This is a genomic window from Arsenophonus sp. PmNCSU2021_1, from assembly GCF_036919435.1.
GTDB lineage: Bacteria > Pseudomonadota > Gammaproteobacteria > Enterobacterales > Enterobacteriaceae > Arsenophonus > Arsenophonus nilaparvatae.
This window is the reverse complement of sequence record NZ_JAZHPL010000004.1, coordinates 322,203-337,896: the sequence shown is the minus strand read 5'-3', so window position 1 is coordinate 337,896 and position 15,694 is coordinate 322,203. Positions and strand designations below refer to the sequence as shown.

The window sequence follows — 15,694 nt, the reverse complement described above, 5'->3', positions numbered from 1 at the left end:
AATCCCGAGTCATCACAACAGATCGCATTGCTGTACACGATGCCTATTTACACAAATTCATTGACAAATGAAGGCTAAGAAGGCATATTCCTCGGCCTTTAGATTGTCCTCGATAGAATAAATATTTGGGAGTTGGACCTTGGCTAATATCAAATCAGCTAAGAAACGTGCCATACAATCAGAGAAACGTCGTCAGCATAATGCTAGCCGTCGTTCTATGGTGCGTACTTTTATCAAAAAAGTTTATGCCGCTATCGCTACTGGCGATAAAGAAGCAGCACAAAAAGCATTTAACGACATGCACCCTATTGTTGATCGCTATGCTAGCAAAGGCTTGATCCACAAAAATAAAGCTGCACGTCATAAAGCAAATTTAGTAGCGCAAATCAAATCAATGTAATTTATTTTGATTTTGCTAAAAAACCGGCTTCAGCCGGTTTTTTTATTATTATTAAAAAATGGCTCTTATTGTTTATAAAAGCTTTGATCAAATAGACCAGAAAAATCCTTATTACAAACACGTTGCACTGCTGGATGCTGGATCATACGTTCAGCAAAAATAACATAATATTCTTCTTTTACTTTATCCATATGACCAATTTCAACTACTTCATTATCTAAAAAAATCTCACTAGCATAGAGCGATGGCGCAACAAATATTGCGTTATGATACATGCCAAATGCTTTCATCAATGCAGCATCATCAAACTCGCCCAGGATTTCTACCTGCAAATTATTATTTTGGATCCAAGAAAGCAGGTGACGACCTAACATAGAACGCCGACCTGGGATCAATAATCGCCGCTCTTCTAGACACAGTGGAAAAGGTTTCTCCGGTATTGGTTTGCGACAGAAAAAACTAACGCCACATTCTCCAAGCTTGACGGAAAATAACCCCTCTTGTTGGGACGAATCAACCGGGCAATCAGATAAGATCATGTCTAACTTATGTTGACTTAATTGCTCCAATAAAAGCTCGTGTGTCGATTCAAAACAGCGTAAATGGATCCGCTCATGCTCAACAATAGCTGTTTCAAGGACACGGCTTACCAGCCGTTTCGATAAAGAGTCAGCAACACCAACATCAAATAACAAATTCGTTTCACGACTATAATTAACAATATCTAGCATTTCCTGGCTTAGCACAAACATTTTATCAGCATAACGAAAAACTAGTTGCCCTAGTTCTGAAGGAACCAGCCCTCTGCCTTGCCTTTTAAATAATTTACCATTCAAACGTTCTTCTAATGCCTTAATCTGACCCGTTATTGTCTAAGGCGTTAAATAAAGTTCTTCAGCGGCGCCAACAACCGATCCCTCTTTACAAACATGCCAGAAGTAATAGAGATGATTAAAATTGAGATGCGACACTCTCATATCGATTCCTTTTTGTACCACCGATAACTGTTTATATTCGTTATTTTCTGAACATTAGAAGATAAACGATTCATTTCATTTTACCTAAATAAGATACTCTCGCTACAAAAATAAAATATTGTATTGCGAACACAAAAATACTATTTATTTCACGCAAATATAACTTAAAATTAACGTTATCCTGCATGATTAGCTGCTTTAGTGCTAATTGGCTTTTTAGGTAATACACTATTCAATAATAATAATCCTAAGATAGCCGCTAGCGTCGAACCGATTAGGATCCCCAACCGTGCATAAGTACTAAAATTATCTAAACCTTCAAATGCTAAACTGGCAATAAAAATTGACATGGTAAAGCCAATACCACAGAGTACTGAAACAGCAAATATCTGCTTAAGGTTAATTTTTTTTGGCGGGTAATTTTGCAACGCCTAATTTTAACGCTAGCCAACTAAAAAGAAGAATACCTGTTGGTTTACCAATTAATAAACCTAACGCGACACCGATCGGTAAAGCACTGGCAAGATTAGTTAGGGTAACACCATCAAGTTGTATGCCTGCATTAGCAAAAGCAAATAATGGCAAAATTAAATAAGCAACCCAAGGATGTAAAAGATGTTATAACTGTTCAGAGGGTCAATTATTTTGTCCCCCTTTAAGCGGTATCAAAAAGCCCACAATGACACCAGCTAACGTTGCATGGGTACCTGATTTTAAAATACAAACCCATAATATGACACCAACAACCAAATAAGCAGAAGTATTTTCAACTTTACGCCAATTCATCCATATTAATACCAATAGAGAAAGCATAGCTAACCCTAAGGCCATGATAGAAACAGATTTAGTATAAAAGAGAGCAATAATGATAATTACGCCAAGATCATCAATAATCGCCAACGCCAGTAGAAATACTTTTAACTCTGTTGGTACACGTTTACCTAATAGTGCCATGATACCCAATGCAAATGCAATATCTGTCGCCGCTGGGATCGCCCAACCCTGCCGGGCAATTTCATTCAAATTAAAAAATAGATATACCAAAGCGGGTAATAACATACCGCCTACCGCAGCAACAGCGGGAAATATCGCTTTATCACGACCAGCTAACGAGCCTTCTATCAGTTCTCGTTTAACTTCCAGGCCAACCACCAAAAAGAAAATGGCCATTAAACCATCGTTGATCCACAATAAAAAAGGTTTATCAATATCTAATACGCTGATTTTAACCGCAATGGGAATATTAAGAAATTGCTGGTAAATACCTTGCAATGGGGTATTAGCCATAATCAAAGCTAAGATGGCAGCAATAATTAACAGCACCCCACTTGCTGCTTCTAATTTTAAAAACTGTCGTATAATTGCTGTCATTACTATAACCTCAGTGTTAATTAACTTAATCAATTTTACGCTAATCCATACAATTCGGAAAACCATTTTTTTTAACGTAAATAATTCGTTTATACCGAGCAGTTACTAACTATTTTGACGCTATTTAGCCGATTAGCTGTTTAAAATTAGGCTAGCATTGAAAAACAATTAGTTAATCTTGGTACTAAAAAAGCAGGTAATAAAAATCCGATAAGTTTAGTTTTGATAAAACTCCATGATGTTGCAAATAATTGGCTGGTTTTTTGGCTTAATTTTTGCCAGAAAGTTGAACCTACGGCTTCTTTTGTCCCTATCTTATTATTTTGCTTTAATTCCACACTCGCTATATTTTGTCCTATTTCTTTATCTACTACCAATTCCATTTTTAACTCTGTCGTTCCGCTTTGCAATGGCTGGCCGGTTTGATTAGTAACAATTAATTGTTCATTTTTCTTATCCCTATTTTCTTTTATTTCTTGATAAACCCTAATAAAATATTCTGATTCTTTACCCTTTAATTCTGCGAGTGATCGATTTTGTTCAAGATAACATTCTATTCGATTGAATTCAGCTGCTGTTAAACCTTCTCCTTCATCTTCCTGTTGATATTCTATTGTTGTATGACCAATTTTATTCTCAATATTTGGACTCTTATCATCTATATTATTATTTTTATTTACATAGATAGATTTTAGTTCTATTAAATCACTAATATTTTTAGATACTGAACAGCCCAATTCTCCTGTATTTTTTACCCCCTTAATGCAATCTAATAAATGCTGAAATTTTTGCAAATTTCCTATATCTACCTTATCCAAATTGAGTGCAATAAATTTTCGATTAAAAATCGCTTCTAATTCACTGCTATCTACAGAACAATATAGATTAGCCGCACTAATAAGTCTTTTATCAATTCTATGAACGTAGTTACTATTTTTTAATTCAGATTCAAATCTGCTAGTTAATTTATTTGTCAAATATTCTTCACAATTTTGTGTAGTGATAGCGGGTCTGTTAAAAGAAAATTGTCTAAACGGATCTCTGATTCTTATTCCAAATAATGCTGCCATAACTATTTCCCATCCAATAAATTAATTAAAAATAAAACTAAATTGTATAGAAAGTTTTGTTAAGCTCACGTTTAACTTGTTGGAATTAATCTTAATTTATTTTTATATAGAAATTTAAGCAGGAAACTTGCATAAAACAGGCAAAATTAATCTTGAAAATTAAAATTTTTTAAATATAATTTGCATAAATTGAACGAATTAAATAACTTACATTAATTAAATAACCACAATTAACCTGCAATTTTATAACTACCTCTTCTATTCCGTAAATCAAATTGAATGTTCTTATTTTTAATCAATAAAAAAAGCACCGATCACTGACTATCGATACTCTATCTATTTAGCTAAATATCGTTACTTGGTCAGATCATCAAAAAACTTTTTCACACTATCTAAGAAACTCTTTGAACGAGGGCTGTTCCTGCCATCACTTTCGCCATTCAAAGATTCACCAAATTCCTTCAACAATGCTTTTTGTTTTTCATTTAGTTTAACCGGCGTTTCCACCAGGATATGGCACATTAAATCTCCCGTCATACCACCACGAACAGGCTTCACACCTTTTCCTTTCATGCGGAAAATTTTTCCTGTTTGTGTTTCAGCTGGAATTTTGAGACTTACCCGACCATCAAGTGTCGGTACATCAATTTCACCACCTAGAGCCGCAATCGCAAAATTAATGGGTACTTCGCAATATAAGTTATTGCCATCGCGCTCAAAAATAGCATGTCTTGCGACATTGACCTGAACATATAGATCACCGGCTGGCGCGCCGTTTTCTCCAGCCTCACCTTCACCATTTAAGCGAATACGATCGCCTGTATTAACCCCTGGTGGAATTTTTACTGATAAAGTTTTGTATTTCTCTACTCGGCCATGACCATGACATTTAATACAAGGTTCTTTGATGATTTGACCACGACCATGGCAAGTTGGACAAGTTTGTTGAACTGCAAAAAATCCTTGCCGGATTTGTACCTGACCTGCCCCATGACAAGTTGAGCAAGTTTCTGGTTTAGTGCCTGGTTTAGCGCCACTGCCGTTACAAACATCACATTTTTCTAAAGTCGGGATACGGATCTCTTTGCTGACCCCGCGAACTGCTTCCTCTAAGGTTAAGGTAATTTCGTACTGGAGATCAGCCCCACGAGCCGATCGCTGACGCCTACCACCACCAAAAATATCACCAAATACATCACCAAAAATATCACTAAAATCAGCGCCCGAAGCAAAACCGCCGCTAAATCCACCGCCCATGCCACCTTGTTCAAAAGCTGCATGTCCATATTGATCATAAGCAGCGCGTTTTTGCGCATCAGTTAAAATTTCATAAGCTTCTTTAATTTCTTTAAACTTACTTTCTGCTTCCTTGTCACGCTGATTGCGATCTGGATGATACTTCATTGCCAGACGTTTATACGCTTTTTTGATCTCTTTCTCGTCAGCGGTTTTAGTAACGCCTAAAACTTGATAATAATCTCTTTTTGCCATATTTATTTTACCCTTAACACACGGAAACGGGCTGTAGAGTTCCCCCAACGCCCGTACTCGGTTTTCAGTAAAGTAACAGAGGAAATGATCCTTAACACCATTACTGCGCCGACTAAGGGCCACTATTTTTTATCTTTATCCTTGTCGTTGACTTCTTCAAATTCAGCATCAACAACATTATCATCCTGTTTAGGTTGGGCGCCTGCGCCAGCATCAGCGGTACCTGCTTGAGCCTGCTGTTGAGCTAACTCGAGTAGCTTGACCGAAGCTTGAACTAAAGCTTGAATTTTCTCTTCAATGATGGCCTTATCTTCACCTTTCACCGCAGTTTCCAACTCAGAAATGGCTTTCTCTATGTTAGCTTTATCATCAGGAGGTAACTTATCAGCCGCTTCTTCAATTTGTTTACGCGTACCATGAATCAATTGATCAGCCTGATTACGTACCTGAACTAATTCTTCAAACTTACGATCTGATTCCGCATTTGCTTCTGCATCGCTTACCATTCTTTGGATTTCATCTTCCTTCAGACCAGAAGATGCCTTGATGGTAATCTTTTGCTCGCGGCCAGTATTCTTATCTTTAGCTGATACATGTAAGATACCATCAGCGTCAATATCAAAGGTAACTTCAATTTGTGGCATACCACGCGGTGCCGCTTGAATACCATCCAAATTGAACTGCCCTAATGATTTGTTATCACCTGAGCGTTTACGTTCACCTTGCAATACATGAATGGTTACTGCCGACTGGTTATCTTCTGCAGTTGAAAACACCTGACTATGTTTAGTCGGAATAGTGGTATTTTTGGCAATTAACGCTGTCATTACACCACCCATGGTTTCAATACCTAAAGATAGTGGAGTTACATCAAGTAACAAGACATCTTTCACATCACCAGCTAATACACCACCTTGCACCGCCGCACCCATAGCAACCGCTTCATCAGGGTTAACGTCTTTACGGGGTTCTTTACCGAAAAAGTCAGCAACCGCTTTTTGCACCATTGGCATGCGCGTCTGACCACCAACCAGAATGACGTCGTTTATGTCATTAACATTTAAGCCGGCATCTTGCAGTGCAACTTTCAGCGGCTCCATTGAGCGCTTAACCAAATCTTCCACCAGTGATTCAAGTTTCGCTCGAGTCACCTTAATATTCATATGCTTAGGACCACTTGCATCTGCAGTAATGTAAGGCAGATTGACATCAGTCTGCTGAGCAGAAGAGAGCTCAATTTTGGCTTTCTCTGCTGCTTCTTTTAAGCGTTGCATTGCTAGTGGATCATTGCGTAGATCAAAACCTTGTTCTTTCTTAAATTCATCGACCAAATAGTTGATCAGACGATTATCAAAGTCTTCACCACCTAAGTAAGTATCACCATTAGTGGCCAGCACTTCATAGGTTTTTTCACCATCAACTTCATCAATTTCAATAATTGAAATATCAAAAGTACCACCACCTAAGTCATATACCGCAATGGTACGGTTACCTAGTTCACGATCTAAACCATAAGCAAGCGCCGCTGCTGTTGGTTCATTAATAATACGTTTTACATCTAAACCAGCAATGCGACCTGCATCTTTAGTTGCTTGACGCTGAGCATCATTAAAATAAGCTGGTACAGTAATAACAGCTTCAGTAACGGGTTCACCCAGATAATCTTCAGCCGTTTTTTTCATTTTTTTCAACACCTCAGCGGAAACCTGAGGAGGAGCCATTTTTTGCCCCTTAACATCCAACCAAGCATCACCATTATCTGCAGCAATGATTTTATAAGGCATAATAGAAATGTCACGTTGAACTTCTTTATCTTCAAAGCGACGTCCAATCAGACGCTTAATGGCAAAAAATGTATTTTGTGGGTTTGTCACAGCCTGACGTTTTGCCGGCTGCCCCACAAGAATTTCACCATCTTGAGTATATGCAACAATAGAAGGTGTGGTACGATCACCCTCACTGTTTTCCAATACCCGCGCATTTGTGCCATCCATAATAGCTACACAAGAGTTAGTTGTACCCAGGTCAATCCCGATAATTTTACCCATCTAAACAGCCTCCAAAGGGAATTCTTAACCAATCTAATTACCAACCTATATGAGGCTCAATGAATTTTTTTCAAGGGATTTTTTCCCTGACCTCAAAAAAAATCTACCTAACGAGACACCTTGTGACAGGTTGATAGATTGACCATTGGTAACTACGCTATTCATTAAAGTGGGGACATAAAAATATTCATCAAGGGGAAAGTAAAAAATATTTTTTAAATGAAAAATCATTTTAATCTTTGTTTTGAACCAAACACTACCTATTATACTTGCTTTATGTAAGCCCTGATAGCATATAAAAATTTATATCCTATTGAATATTATATATTTAATGACATTTAGAGGAATGTATGAGTTCAAATAATATTGCCAATCCAGGCCCATTAGGTTTGATGGGTTTTGGTATGACAACAATTTTATTAAATATTCACAATGCTGGATTTTTTCCATTAACTTCAGTAATACTAAGTATGGGTATCTTCTATGGTGGTATTGCCCAGATTGTTGCCGGTATTTTTGAATATAAAAAAGGAAATACCTTTGCCGCAACAGCATTCTCATCTTATGGCTTGTTTTGGCTCAGCTTAGTTGGTTTATTAATGCTGCCTGAAATAGCGTCGGTGCAAGTAACATCCGCAGATTTTCTGGCAGTTTACTTGGCATTGTGGGGTATATTTACCTTATTTATGTTTGTTGGCACGTTAAAGGCTAATCGCGCACTACAATTCATTTTTGCTAGTCTGACCGTACTTTTTGCGCTGTTAGCAATCGGTAATATGTATGGAAATCAAACCATTCTTACTATTGCTGGTTACGAAGGTATCATTTGTGGCGCCAGCGCTTTTTACCTTGCTATGGCAGAAGTCATTAATGAACAATTTGGCCGTACAATATTACCTATTGGTAATAGGCCTTAAACAGCATCCTGCCACATTAATAAAGCAGTTTTATACTGCTTTATTAACACCCTGCTCTATTCGCCACTATGACGACACTAGAGAATTTTTGGCTTTAAAATTGACGCTAATTGATGGCAGCGCAATTTAACAGCAGCTTTAATCATTACTAAAGTTATTTCCTAATGCCGAAAATAGCCAGATTAATCCATTTTATCGCATGGCTGGTTTAGGTCTAAATGCTTTAATCACGTTGGGATCGGTTTCAACATAGGGACCCTCTAGTAATTGGATACAGTAAGGCACGCTAGCGAAAATTCCGGCAACAATTTCACGTCCATGTTCATCTTTTAAACCGGCTAATGTTTCTGTAATTGATTTTGGTTGTCCAGGTAAATTCAAAATCAATGTTTGCTTGCGGATCACACCAACTTGGCGTGAGAGGATCGCCGTTGGCACAAAATGCAAACTAATTTGCCGCATTTGTTCACCAAAACCAGGCATTTGCCGATCAGCAATCGCCAGTGTCGCATTCGGTGTTACGTCACGTAGCGCTGGGCCAGTGCCACCGGTGGTTAAAATTAAATGACAAGCAAATTCATCAACCAGCTCACAGAGTGTAAGTTCAATAATTTTTTGTTCATCAGGGATCAAACGTGGCTCAACCGTAAAAGGGGTTTTTAGAGCCATTGAAAGCCAGTTTTTAAGTGCAGGGATCCCCTGATCTTGATAAATTTTATTGGCTGCCCGATCTGAAACAAAAACCAAACCTATGCGCAATTTATCCATGAGATCCTCAAATTCGATATTGAAAACAAGATGTTTAATACTAAATCTATTCAACTTATGCTGTAGCGATACAAAGGCAAATAATATTGTTTACTGCCCTTGAGCACAATCAGACCAGCAAGTAAAAGCAAAAAGCCCAGTACGATAATCCACTAGGCTTTTAGGTTATAACAGAGAAATGTTAATTACAGCTGCTGGGCAACCATTTTTTCCAATTTTTCCTGATCAATAGCAAATTTACGAATACCATCCGCCAGTTTGTCCGTTGCCATGGCATCTGCATAATGTTGCCAATAGAATTCTGCTTCTGTCATCGGCTTAGGCGGTGACTGAATTTGACCATTAAATGCCAATTTGCGGGACACTTCACCTTGGGCTTCAGAAAGCTCTTTAAGTAATGCTGGAGAAATTGTTAAACGATCACAGCCTGCCAGTTGCAAAATTTCACCGCTATTGCGGAAACTTGCCCCCATGACAACCGTTTTATAGTCGTGCTGCTTATAATAATTGTAAATTTGTGTAACAGAAATAACGCCAGAATCTTCTTGTGGCGCATACTCTTTTGTATCGGTATTCGCTTTATACCAATCAAGAATACGACCGACAAAAGGTGAAATCAGATAAACACCGGCTTCAGCACAAGCTCGTGCCTGAGCAAAAGAGAATAATAGCGTTAGATTACAGTTAATACCCTCTTTTTCCAACTGCTCTGCCGCGCGGATCCCTTGCCAGGTTGAAGCCAATTTTATCAAAATACGCTCATTTTTAATGCCGGCACGATTATAAAGCTCAATAATATGCCGCGCTTTATTAATACAGGCTTCGGTATCATAGGAAAGGCGCGCATCAACTTCGGTTGAAATTCTTCCGGGAATTAATTGCAGGATTTCTAACCCAATATTAACAGCCAATTTATCACACGCATCAATAATTTGTTGCTCACGTGATTGACTTTGTTGCCGTGCCCATGAGATCGCTTCATCAATGAGAGGCTGATATTCTGGGATCTGAGCCGCATTAAGGATCAAAGAAGGGTTAGTTGTTGCATCTTCAGGTTTATAAAACTTTATTGCGCTTATATCACCTGTATCTGCTACAACCGTCGTTATTTTTCGTAAAGAGGTTAATTTATCGGTCATTTTTTTAATCCCGTTGTTATTGAGATGAAGCCGAGGCTCAAAATCCTATCTTGCTGTGATAATATCATTCATTGATATTACAACAAATAAATTCACCTCCATTGTTTTGTTGTCGATAACAAATTTTGTTAGCTTATTTTCACACCCTACTATCGTTTAAATAGCAATAATTAACGTTAAATGCTACAAATAAGCCCAATGATAGCCATTTACTATTTTGATTAAAGTTGTTTATTTATGAATTTTACTAGGTATTAATTATGCTTATCACGATTTCACCTGCCAAAACACTTGATTATGAAAGTCCGCTTGCCACCACAGAATATAGTCAGCCAACCCTATTATCACAGGCTGAGCAATTGATTCAGATATGTCGTAAACTGACACCGGCGGAAATTGCCAGTCTAATGCATATTAGTGATAAATTAGCCGGTTTAAATGCAGCGCGTTTTGGACAGTGGCATGCTAATTTTACCCCAGAAAATGCCCGATCTGCTATTTTAGCTTTTAAAGGTGACGTCTATACCGGCCTGCAAGCGGAAAATTTTAAGCCAAAAGATTTCACCTTTGCCCAAAAACATCTTCGTATTCTATCAGGCTTATACGGTGTATTACGGCCTCTTGATCTGATGCAACCTTACCGATTGGAAATGGGAACTAAACTCAATAATAAACAAGGAAAAGATCTTTATGCCTTTTGGCGGGATATCATTACTGAAAATCTTAATCAGGCCTTAAGCAAGCAAGGTGATAATATTCTGATTAACCTAGCTTCAGATGAATATTTTAATGCCGTTAATAGCAAAAAACTGGATGCTTATATTGTGAAACCTATTTTTCTAGATGAAAAACAGGGGAAATATAAAGTCATCAGTTTCTATGCGAAAAAAGCGCGCGGATTAATGAGTCGCTTTATTATTCAAAATCAACTAAAAAATATTGAACAACTGACTGAATTTAACTTAGCCGGTTATCAATTTGATAACGCTGCTTCCAAAGATAATCAGCTAGTGTTTAAACGATCACAACATGGTTAACAATGGAAGCTAACGCTTCCATTTCAGATCATTGTTATTAAGTCGCATGCATAAATAAAAATTTACGCAACAAAGCAAAATCAGCGGGTAATTGATGGGAAAATATCGGTAAATTAGCTCGTTTTGCTAAAACAGCTGGTAATGGTAATGTTTTAGCAAGAATACGATCGACACTCTGTTTAAATTTTGCTGGATGGGCGGTACTTAAGAACAGCCCATATTCATCATCTTGCAACTGATCACGTAAAATACGATAAGCAACTGCGCTATGTGGCTCAGATATATAGCCTTTACTAGCCAGTTGTTGAACGGTTTTTTCAGTCATTCTATCATCAACAACACCATGACTAAGCTCATCAAGCTCCCATTTTTGCAGCTGGAAAAGTGTCTCTATCCGTGGCCAATTATTGGGTTGGCTGACATCCATTGCATTTGACAGAGTCGCTATCGTTTGATTAGGCAACCATTTGCCCTCAGACAGATAGCGTGGAACAGTATCATTAACATTAGTAGCAGCTATAAAACGCTTCACCGGTAGCCCCATTGCTTTGGCAAATAAGCCGGCGGTTAAATTACCAAAATTACCACTGGGTACGGAAATAACTAACTGTTGACGGTTTTCAACCGCTAACTGTGCAACAGCCTCAAAATAATAACAAATTTGCGCCAATAACCGGCTAATATTAATAGAATTCGCGGAGGTTAAACATAATAGCCGTTTTAATTCTTCATCATCAAAAGCCTGTTTTACCAGCCTTTAACAATCATCAAAGTCACCCTTGATTGCGATAGTGTGGATATTTTCCCCTAGTGTACAGAATAATTTCTCCTGTAAAGGCGTGATCTTATTTTCTGGATAGAGAATAATAACCTGAACATTTTTAAGACGATAAAAAGCATGGGCTACGGCGGCGCCAGTATCACCTGAAGTAGCGGTTAAAATAGTAATGGGTTGGTTACTGGCAATTTGTGCCAATATTTGTGCCATAAATCGGCCACCAAAATCTTTAAATGCTAAGGTTGGGCCATGATACAACTCCAGGCCGGCAATATTTTCTTCTATTGGTCTAACAACTAACGGAAAATTGAACGCCTGTTTAACACACTCTGTCACTTGTTCTAACGGCATTTCATCGCCAATATAGGCTGATAAAATATAGCTACTACGGGTGATAAAATCGCACTGTAACCATTTAGCTAGCTGTTCATCATTCAGTTTTGGTACATTAAGCGGGAAAAAAAGGCCCTGCTGCTGACCAAGCCCTTGTTTAACTGCCTGCACAAAACTGACCTGCTCACTTTGATTTTTTAAATTATATAATTTCATTTTTAGTCTATCACTCTTGCACCAACTTGATCTAAACGACACATGTGCACAAAACCTGTTCCATTTTGTAGGTAATATTGTGTCAGCCATTGCATTACTTTTTCTGCTGTCTTTCTTTCATAGCAAATTGCAAATAATGTCGGCCCAGAGCCAGAGATACCACAAGCGACTGCGCCGATATTTTTTACTTTTTTGCGGGCTGCGATAAAACCGGGCAATATTTGAGCACGATAAGGCTCAGCGATCACATCCTGTAACATATCGATCGCTAAATCAGTTTGCTGGGTATGGCAGGCATGAATAAAACCGGCTAATAATCGACCATGATTAATCGTATCCTGCCGTTGATAATGGCTCGGCAGAATCGCCCTCGCTGCTGCTGTGGCAACCTTGATTCCTGGGTAAGCCATCACCCAAATCCAATCCGCAAAAATAGGGATTGATTGACTCAGCGCATTATTTTGTTCGACTATCAGTTGCATACCGCCCAAATAACAGGGCGCAACGTTATCATAATGAATACTACCAGCGACACGCCCTTCCAATTGTCCCATCATTAATAACAAGCTGTTTTTATCAAAAGGGCGACCGCTATATTCATTTAATGCCATCAGCGCTGCTACCACTGAGCAGGCACTAGAGCCTAATCCAGAACCAATCGGCATATTCTTTTCTAATGTCATTTCAACATTGAGAAATTCACCCAATTCTTGACAAAACAGTTGCCAGGCCTGATAGACGATATTTTGCTGCGGCAGCTGGGGCAATTTGCCAACAAAAGATCCGCTATTTTTCAAATTAAACTTATCTGCCTTCACGACCGAGACACAATCACCTAATTGCCTATTATCTACCGGAAAGATAGCCGCACCTAACACATCAAACCCAACACTGACATTACCTATCGATGCGGGTGCATAAACCTTGACCATTTTATGCTCCTATTTTCCTTGTTAACGTCCGTAATATATCGGCAAATACCCCTGCGGCAGTAACATCATTACCCGCACCGTAACCTCTTAATACTAATGGAATGGGCTGATAATAGCGGGTATAAAATGCTAAAGCATTTTCACCATTTTTAACTTTATAAAGTGGATTGTGTTCATCGACTGCCACCATTTTTACCTGACAACAACCGTCTTTAATTAACCCGATATAACGAAGAACCTTTCCCTGTGCCGTTGCTTGGCTAACCCTTATTTTAAAATTTTGATCTAATTGTGTTAATTGTTGAAGAAAATGGTTAACGTTACCACTAACATCAAAAGAGGCGGGCAATATAGGTTCAATTTCAATATCACACGAGTTTCGCAATCTCCAAAAAAGAAGTATAAATTTAAAAACAAGAAAAAATCAGGGTGTTCATATTTTGTCGGGTTATCCATGTATTAAAGATATCTATAAAACATTCTTACAAGTAAGCAGTTTAAGATACTCTGGTTTAGCGTTATCAGAAGTAAGCCCATCGCCTTTATCTCATGACACTGTTAGCCGATGGCTAAAAAGTAGATGTTTTAGACCTAAAGACCTATGGCGATTAGTTGAACCTTCTATAGACAAAAAAAGCCCTTGCGTACTAATTGCCGATGATACATTGATTGCCAAAACACGTAGTAAAAAAATAGAGATGGTCCATTATCAATATTCAGGTAATGAACATGATGTTATTGCTGGCATAGGTTTAGTTAATTTGCTTTGGCATGATCTGACGAAGGTTGAATCAATTCCTATCAATTATCTTATTTATGATAAAGATTCTGATGGAAAAACAAAAAACACGCACTTTTCCGAAATGCTCACTCTTGCTAAAAAAAGAGGGATCATGCCAGAAGCGGTAGTGATGGATGCTTGGTATTCTAGCCTGGATAACCTGAAATCAATTCGCTCTCATGGTTGGATCTGGGTAAACACGCTGAGGAAAAATAGGATTGTTAACCATAACAAACAACTGAACAAGTTAGACATCTCAGAAGAAGGAACGTCAATACACTTGCGAGGATATGGTTGGGTAACCGTTTTCAAATTTACAGCCAAAAACGGCCGTATTGATTACATAGTAACAAACAAAGAGAATCCCACCCGTCAATACCTCAAATCTATGTGGTATTGAACGCTGTCATGCTCGCACGAGCCGAGCGCAAAGAAATCATATTTTTCTCGCTATTTCTGCGTGGTTTGAACAACATAAACGTCGTATATCTGAAAAAATAACCCTTTATCAACAAAATTGGGACGTAATCAAAAGTGCTATTACTGAGCAAATCCGTGTTTTATTAGCGTACCCAAATTAGTTTTGTGCGAAACTCGTGTAGTAATCTGTCTTTTGCTCAGTGGTCAAGTACATTTGGTGACGATGAGACGCTAACAGCGGCTATGCTGGATAGATTGCTGCACCATGCACATATTGTACAGATTAGTGGACAAAGTTATCGGTTAAAAGACAAGCTAAAAAGCGGTCAGCTACATAAAAAATTGAAACCAGAACTTAGCGAGTAAATTAAAGGGGGTGGATCAGTTTTACTTTAGCAAAGTGGATCAGAATTCAGTTGGCATTGACACTACCAAATACATTATCTGAAAATGTTAATATACTCATTCATTAAATAAATCTGAATGCTTTCCTGTTCGTTCAAATCGCACAAATTTATCATCATCCCTGTAAATCAATATCCAATCTGGTTCTACATGAGCATCACGAAAACCGCGCCATTGGCCTTTCAGAGGGTGATCTCGATAACGTGCGGGAAGAGGCTTATTTTCAATTATCAGTGAAATTAAAAACTTAAGCTTTCTCATGCTCTTGCCGCGTTTTTGCGCTTGCTTTACATCTTTTTTGAATTGACCAGAATAGTATACCTGTCGCATTAGATACCAAGCTGTTTAAACATGTCATCCGCATCCTTGGCGTAATACACATCTTTAGCACGTTCACTATTTTGCAGTGTCTTTATCGTCTGCTGGTTAGGAGAACACATTTCAAAAGGCAGCGCCCTCTCCTTGGCGACTTTTGTCAAAACAATACGCACTACATCAGAAACCGTTAGCCCCATATCAGCGAGAACAGAAGCCGCTTTATCTTTGATTTCACTATTAATTCTAGCCCTTACCAATGTATTCTCTGTCATAAATTACCTCAAAATTATCAT

11 protein-coding genes and 6 pseudogenes are annotated in these 15,694 nt (G+C 38.2%); 5 read left to right on the top strand and 12 right to left on the bottom strand.

Annotated elements, in window-relative coordinates; genetic code table 11:
• The first annotated feature begins 139 nt into the window (after positions 1–139).
• A complete protein-coding gene (gene rpsT / locus V3224_RS06265) occupies positions 140–400 on the top strand; it encodes a 30S ribosomal protein S20 (protein WP_334469357.1) in 261 nt (86 codons plus the stop codon).
• Between the two features lie 65 nt (positions 401–465).
• Here the strand turns inward: rpsT and nhaR are convergent.
• The 5 genes and pseudogenes from nhaR to dnaK form a co-directional block, all read right to left on the bottom strand.
• Positions 466–1,377, bottom strand: a pseudogene (gene nhaR, locus V3224_RS06260) (transcriptional activator NhaR).
• A 176-nt stretch (positions 1,378–1,553) separates the two neighbouring features.
• A pseudogene (gene nhaA, locus V3224_RS06255) lies at positions 1,554–2,748 on the bottom strand (Na+/H+ antiporter NhaA).
• 146 nt (positions 2,749–2,894) lie between these two features.
• On the bottom strand, positions 2,895–3,818 hold the full coding sequence (locus tag V3224_RS06250; RefSeq protein ID WP_334469355.1) for a hypothetical protein: 924 nt from the start codon (positions 3,816–3,818) through the stop codon (positions 2,895–2,897).
• A 354-nt stretch (positions 3,819–4,172) separates the two neighbouring features.
• Positions 4,173–5,309, bottom strand: coding sequence for a molecular chaperone DnaJ (dnaJ, locus tag V3224_RS06245; RefSeq protein WP_334469353.1), 1,137 nt, complete (start codon positions 5,307–5,309; stop codon positions 4,173–4,175).
• 122 nt (positions 5,310–5,431) lie between these two features.
• Positions 5,432–7,357, bottom strand: a complete 1,926-nt coding sequence (gene dnaK, locus V3224_RS06240) for a molecular chaperone DnaK (protein WP_334469351.1) — start codon at positions 7,355–7,357, stop codon at positions 5,432–5,434.
• Between the two features lie 350 nt (positions 7,358–7,707).
• Between dnaK and satP the strand changes: the two genes are divergently transcribed.
• Positions 7,708–8,274: an acetate uptake transporter gene (satP, locus tag V3224_RS06235; protein WP_334469349.1), complete on the top strand. Its 567-nt coding sequence runs from the start codon at positions 7,708–7,710 to the stop codon at positions 8,272–8,274.
• 192 nt (positions 8,275–8,466) lie between these two features.
• Here the strand turns inward: satP and mog are convergent, their stop codons facing one another.
• On the bottom strand, positions 8,467–9,042 hold the full coding sequence (gene mog, locus V3224_RS06230) for a molybdopterin adenylyltransferase (protein WP_334469348.1): 576 nt from the start codon (positions 9,040–9,042) through the stop codon (positions 8,467–8,469).
• Positions 9,043–9,227: 185 nt separating this feature from the next.
• Positions 9,228–10,181, bottom strand: a complete 954-nt coding sequence (gene tal / locus V3224_RS06225; RefSeq protein ID WP_334469346.1) for a transaldolase — start codon at positions 10,179–10,181, stop codon at positions 9,228–9,230.
• Positions 10,182–10,441: 260 nt separating this feature from the next.
• Between tal and yaaA the strand changes: the two genes are divergently transcribed.
• Entirely contained in the window at positions 10,442–11,218 is a 777-nt protein-coding gene (yaaA, locus tag V3224_RS06220) for a peroxide stress protein YaaA (protein WP_334469344.1), read from the top strand.
• 37 nt (positions 11,219–11,255) lie between these two features.
• Here yaaA and thrC read toward each other — a convergent pair.
• The 3 genes and pseudogenes from thrC to thrA all read right to left on the bottom strand — a co-directional run.
• Positions 11,256–12,545: pseudogene (thrC, locus tag V3224_RS06215) on the bottom strand (threonine synthase).
• Positions 12,546–12,547: 2 nt separating this feature from the next.
• Complete coding sequence (gene thrB, locus V3224_RS06210; protein WP_334469342.1) at positions 12,548–13,477, bottom strand: homoserine kinase; 930 nt, start codon at positions 13,475–13,477, stop codon at positions 12,548–12,550.
• Position 13,478: 1 nt separating this feature from the next.
• Positions 13,479–13,847 (bottom strand): annotated as a pseudogene (gene thrA / locus V3224_RS06205) (bifunctional aspartate kinase/homoserine dehydrogenase I); the annotation flags it as partial.
• A 70-nt stretch (positions 13,848–13,917) separates the two neighbouring features.
• On the opposite strand from thrA, the pseudogene V3224_RS06200 reads away from it, so the two are divergent.
• Together V3224_RS06200 and V3224_RS06195 are read left to right on the top strand one after the other, a co-directional pair.
• Positions 13,918–14,839: pseudogene (locus V3224_RS06200) on the top strand (IS701 family transposase).
• A 19-nt stretch (positions 14,840–14,858) separates the two neighbouring features.
• A pseudogene (locus V3224_RS06195) lies at positions 14,859–15,044 on the top strand (ATP-binding protein); the annotation flags it as partial.
• Positions 15,045–15,140: 96 nt separating this feature from the next.
• Here the strand turns inward: V3224_RS06195 and V3224_RS06190 are convergent.
• Both V3224_RS06190 and V3224_RS06185 read right to left on the bottom strand, forming a co-directional pair.
• Entirely contained in the window at positions 15,141–15,413 is a 273-nt protein-coding gene (locus V3224_RS06190) for a type II toxin-antitoxin system YafQ family toxin (protein ID WP_334469339.1), read from the bottom strand.
• The gene (locus V3224_RS06185; RefSeq protein ID WP_334469337.1) at positions 15,413–15,673 is read right to left on the bottom strand and encodes a type II toxin-antitoxin system RelB/DinJ family antitoxin; all 261 of its coding nucleotides are present in this window, start codon (positions 15,671–15,673) and stop codon (positions 15,413–15,415) included. Before V3224_RS06185 ends, V3224_RS06190 begins: the two co-directional genes overlap by 1 nt.
• Positions 15,674–15,694 lie beyond the last annotated feature (21 nt).

Coding starts and splice junctions, on each gene's coding strand:
- V3224_RS06250 (WP_334469355.1), bottom strand. CDS start 3,818: ATGGCAGCATTATTTGGAATAAGAATCAGAGATCCGTTTAGACAATTT.
- dnaJ (WP_334469353.1), bottom strand. CDS start 5,309: ATGGCAAAAAGAGATTATTATCAAGTTTTAGGCGTTACTAAAACCGCT.
- dnaK (WP_334469351.1), bottom strand. CDS start 7,357: ATGGGTAAAATTATCGGGATTGACCTGGGTACAACTAACTCTTGTGTA.
- satP (WP_334469349.1), top strand. CDS start 7,708: ATGAGTTCAAATAATATTGCCAATCCAGGCCCATTAGGTTTGATGGGT.
- mog (WP_334469348.1), bottom strand. CDS start 9,042: ATGGATAAATTGCGCATAGGTTTGGTTTTTGTTTCAGATCGGGCAGCC.
- tal (WP_334469346.1), bottom strand. CDS start 10,181: ATGACCGATAAATTAACCTCTTTACGAAAAATAACGACGGTTGTAGCA.
- yaaA (WP_334469344.1), top strand. CDS start 10,442: ATGCTTATCACGATTTCACCTGCCAAAACACTTGATTATGAAAGTCCG.
- thrB (WP_334469342.1), bottom strand. CDS start 13,477: ATGGTCAAGGTTTATGCACCCGCATCGATAGGTAATGTCAGTGTTGGG.
- V3224_RS06190 (WP_334469339.1), bottom strand. CDS start 15,413: ATGCGACAGGTATACTATTCTGGTCAATTCAAAAAAGATGTAAAGCAA.
- V3224_RS06185 (WP_334469337.1), bottom strand. CDS start 15,673: ATGACAGAGAATACATTGGTAAGGGCTAGAATTAATAGTGAAATCAAA.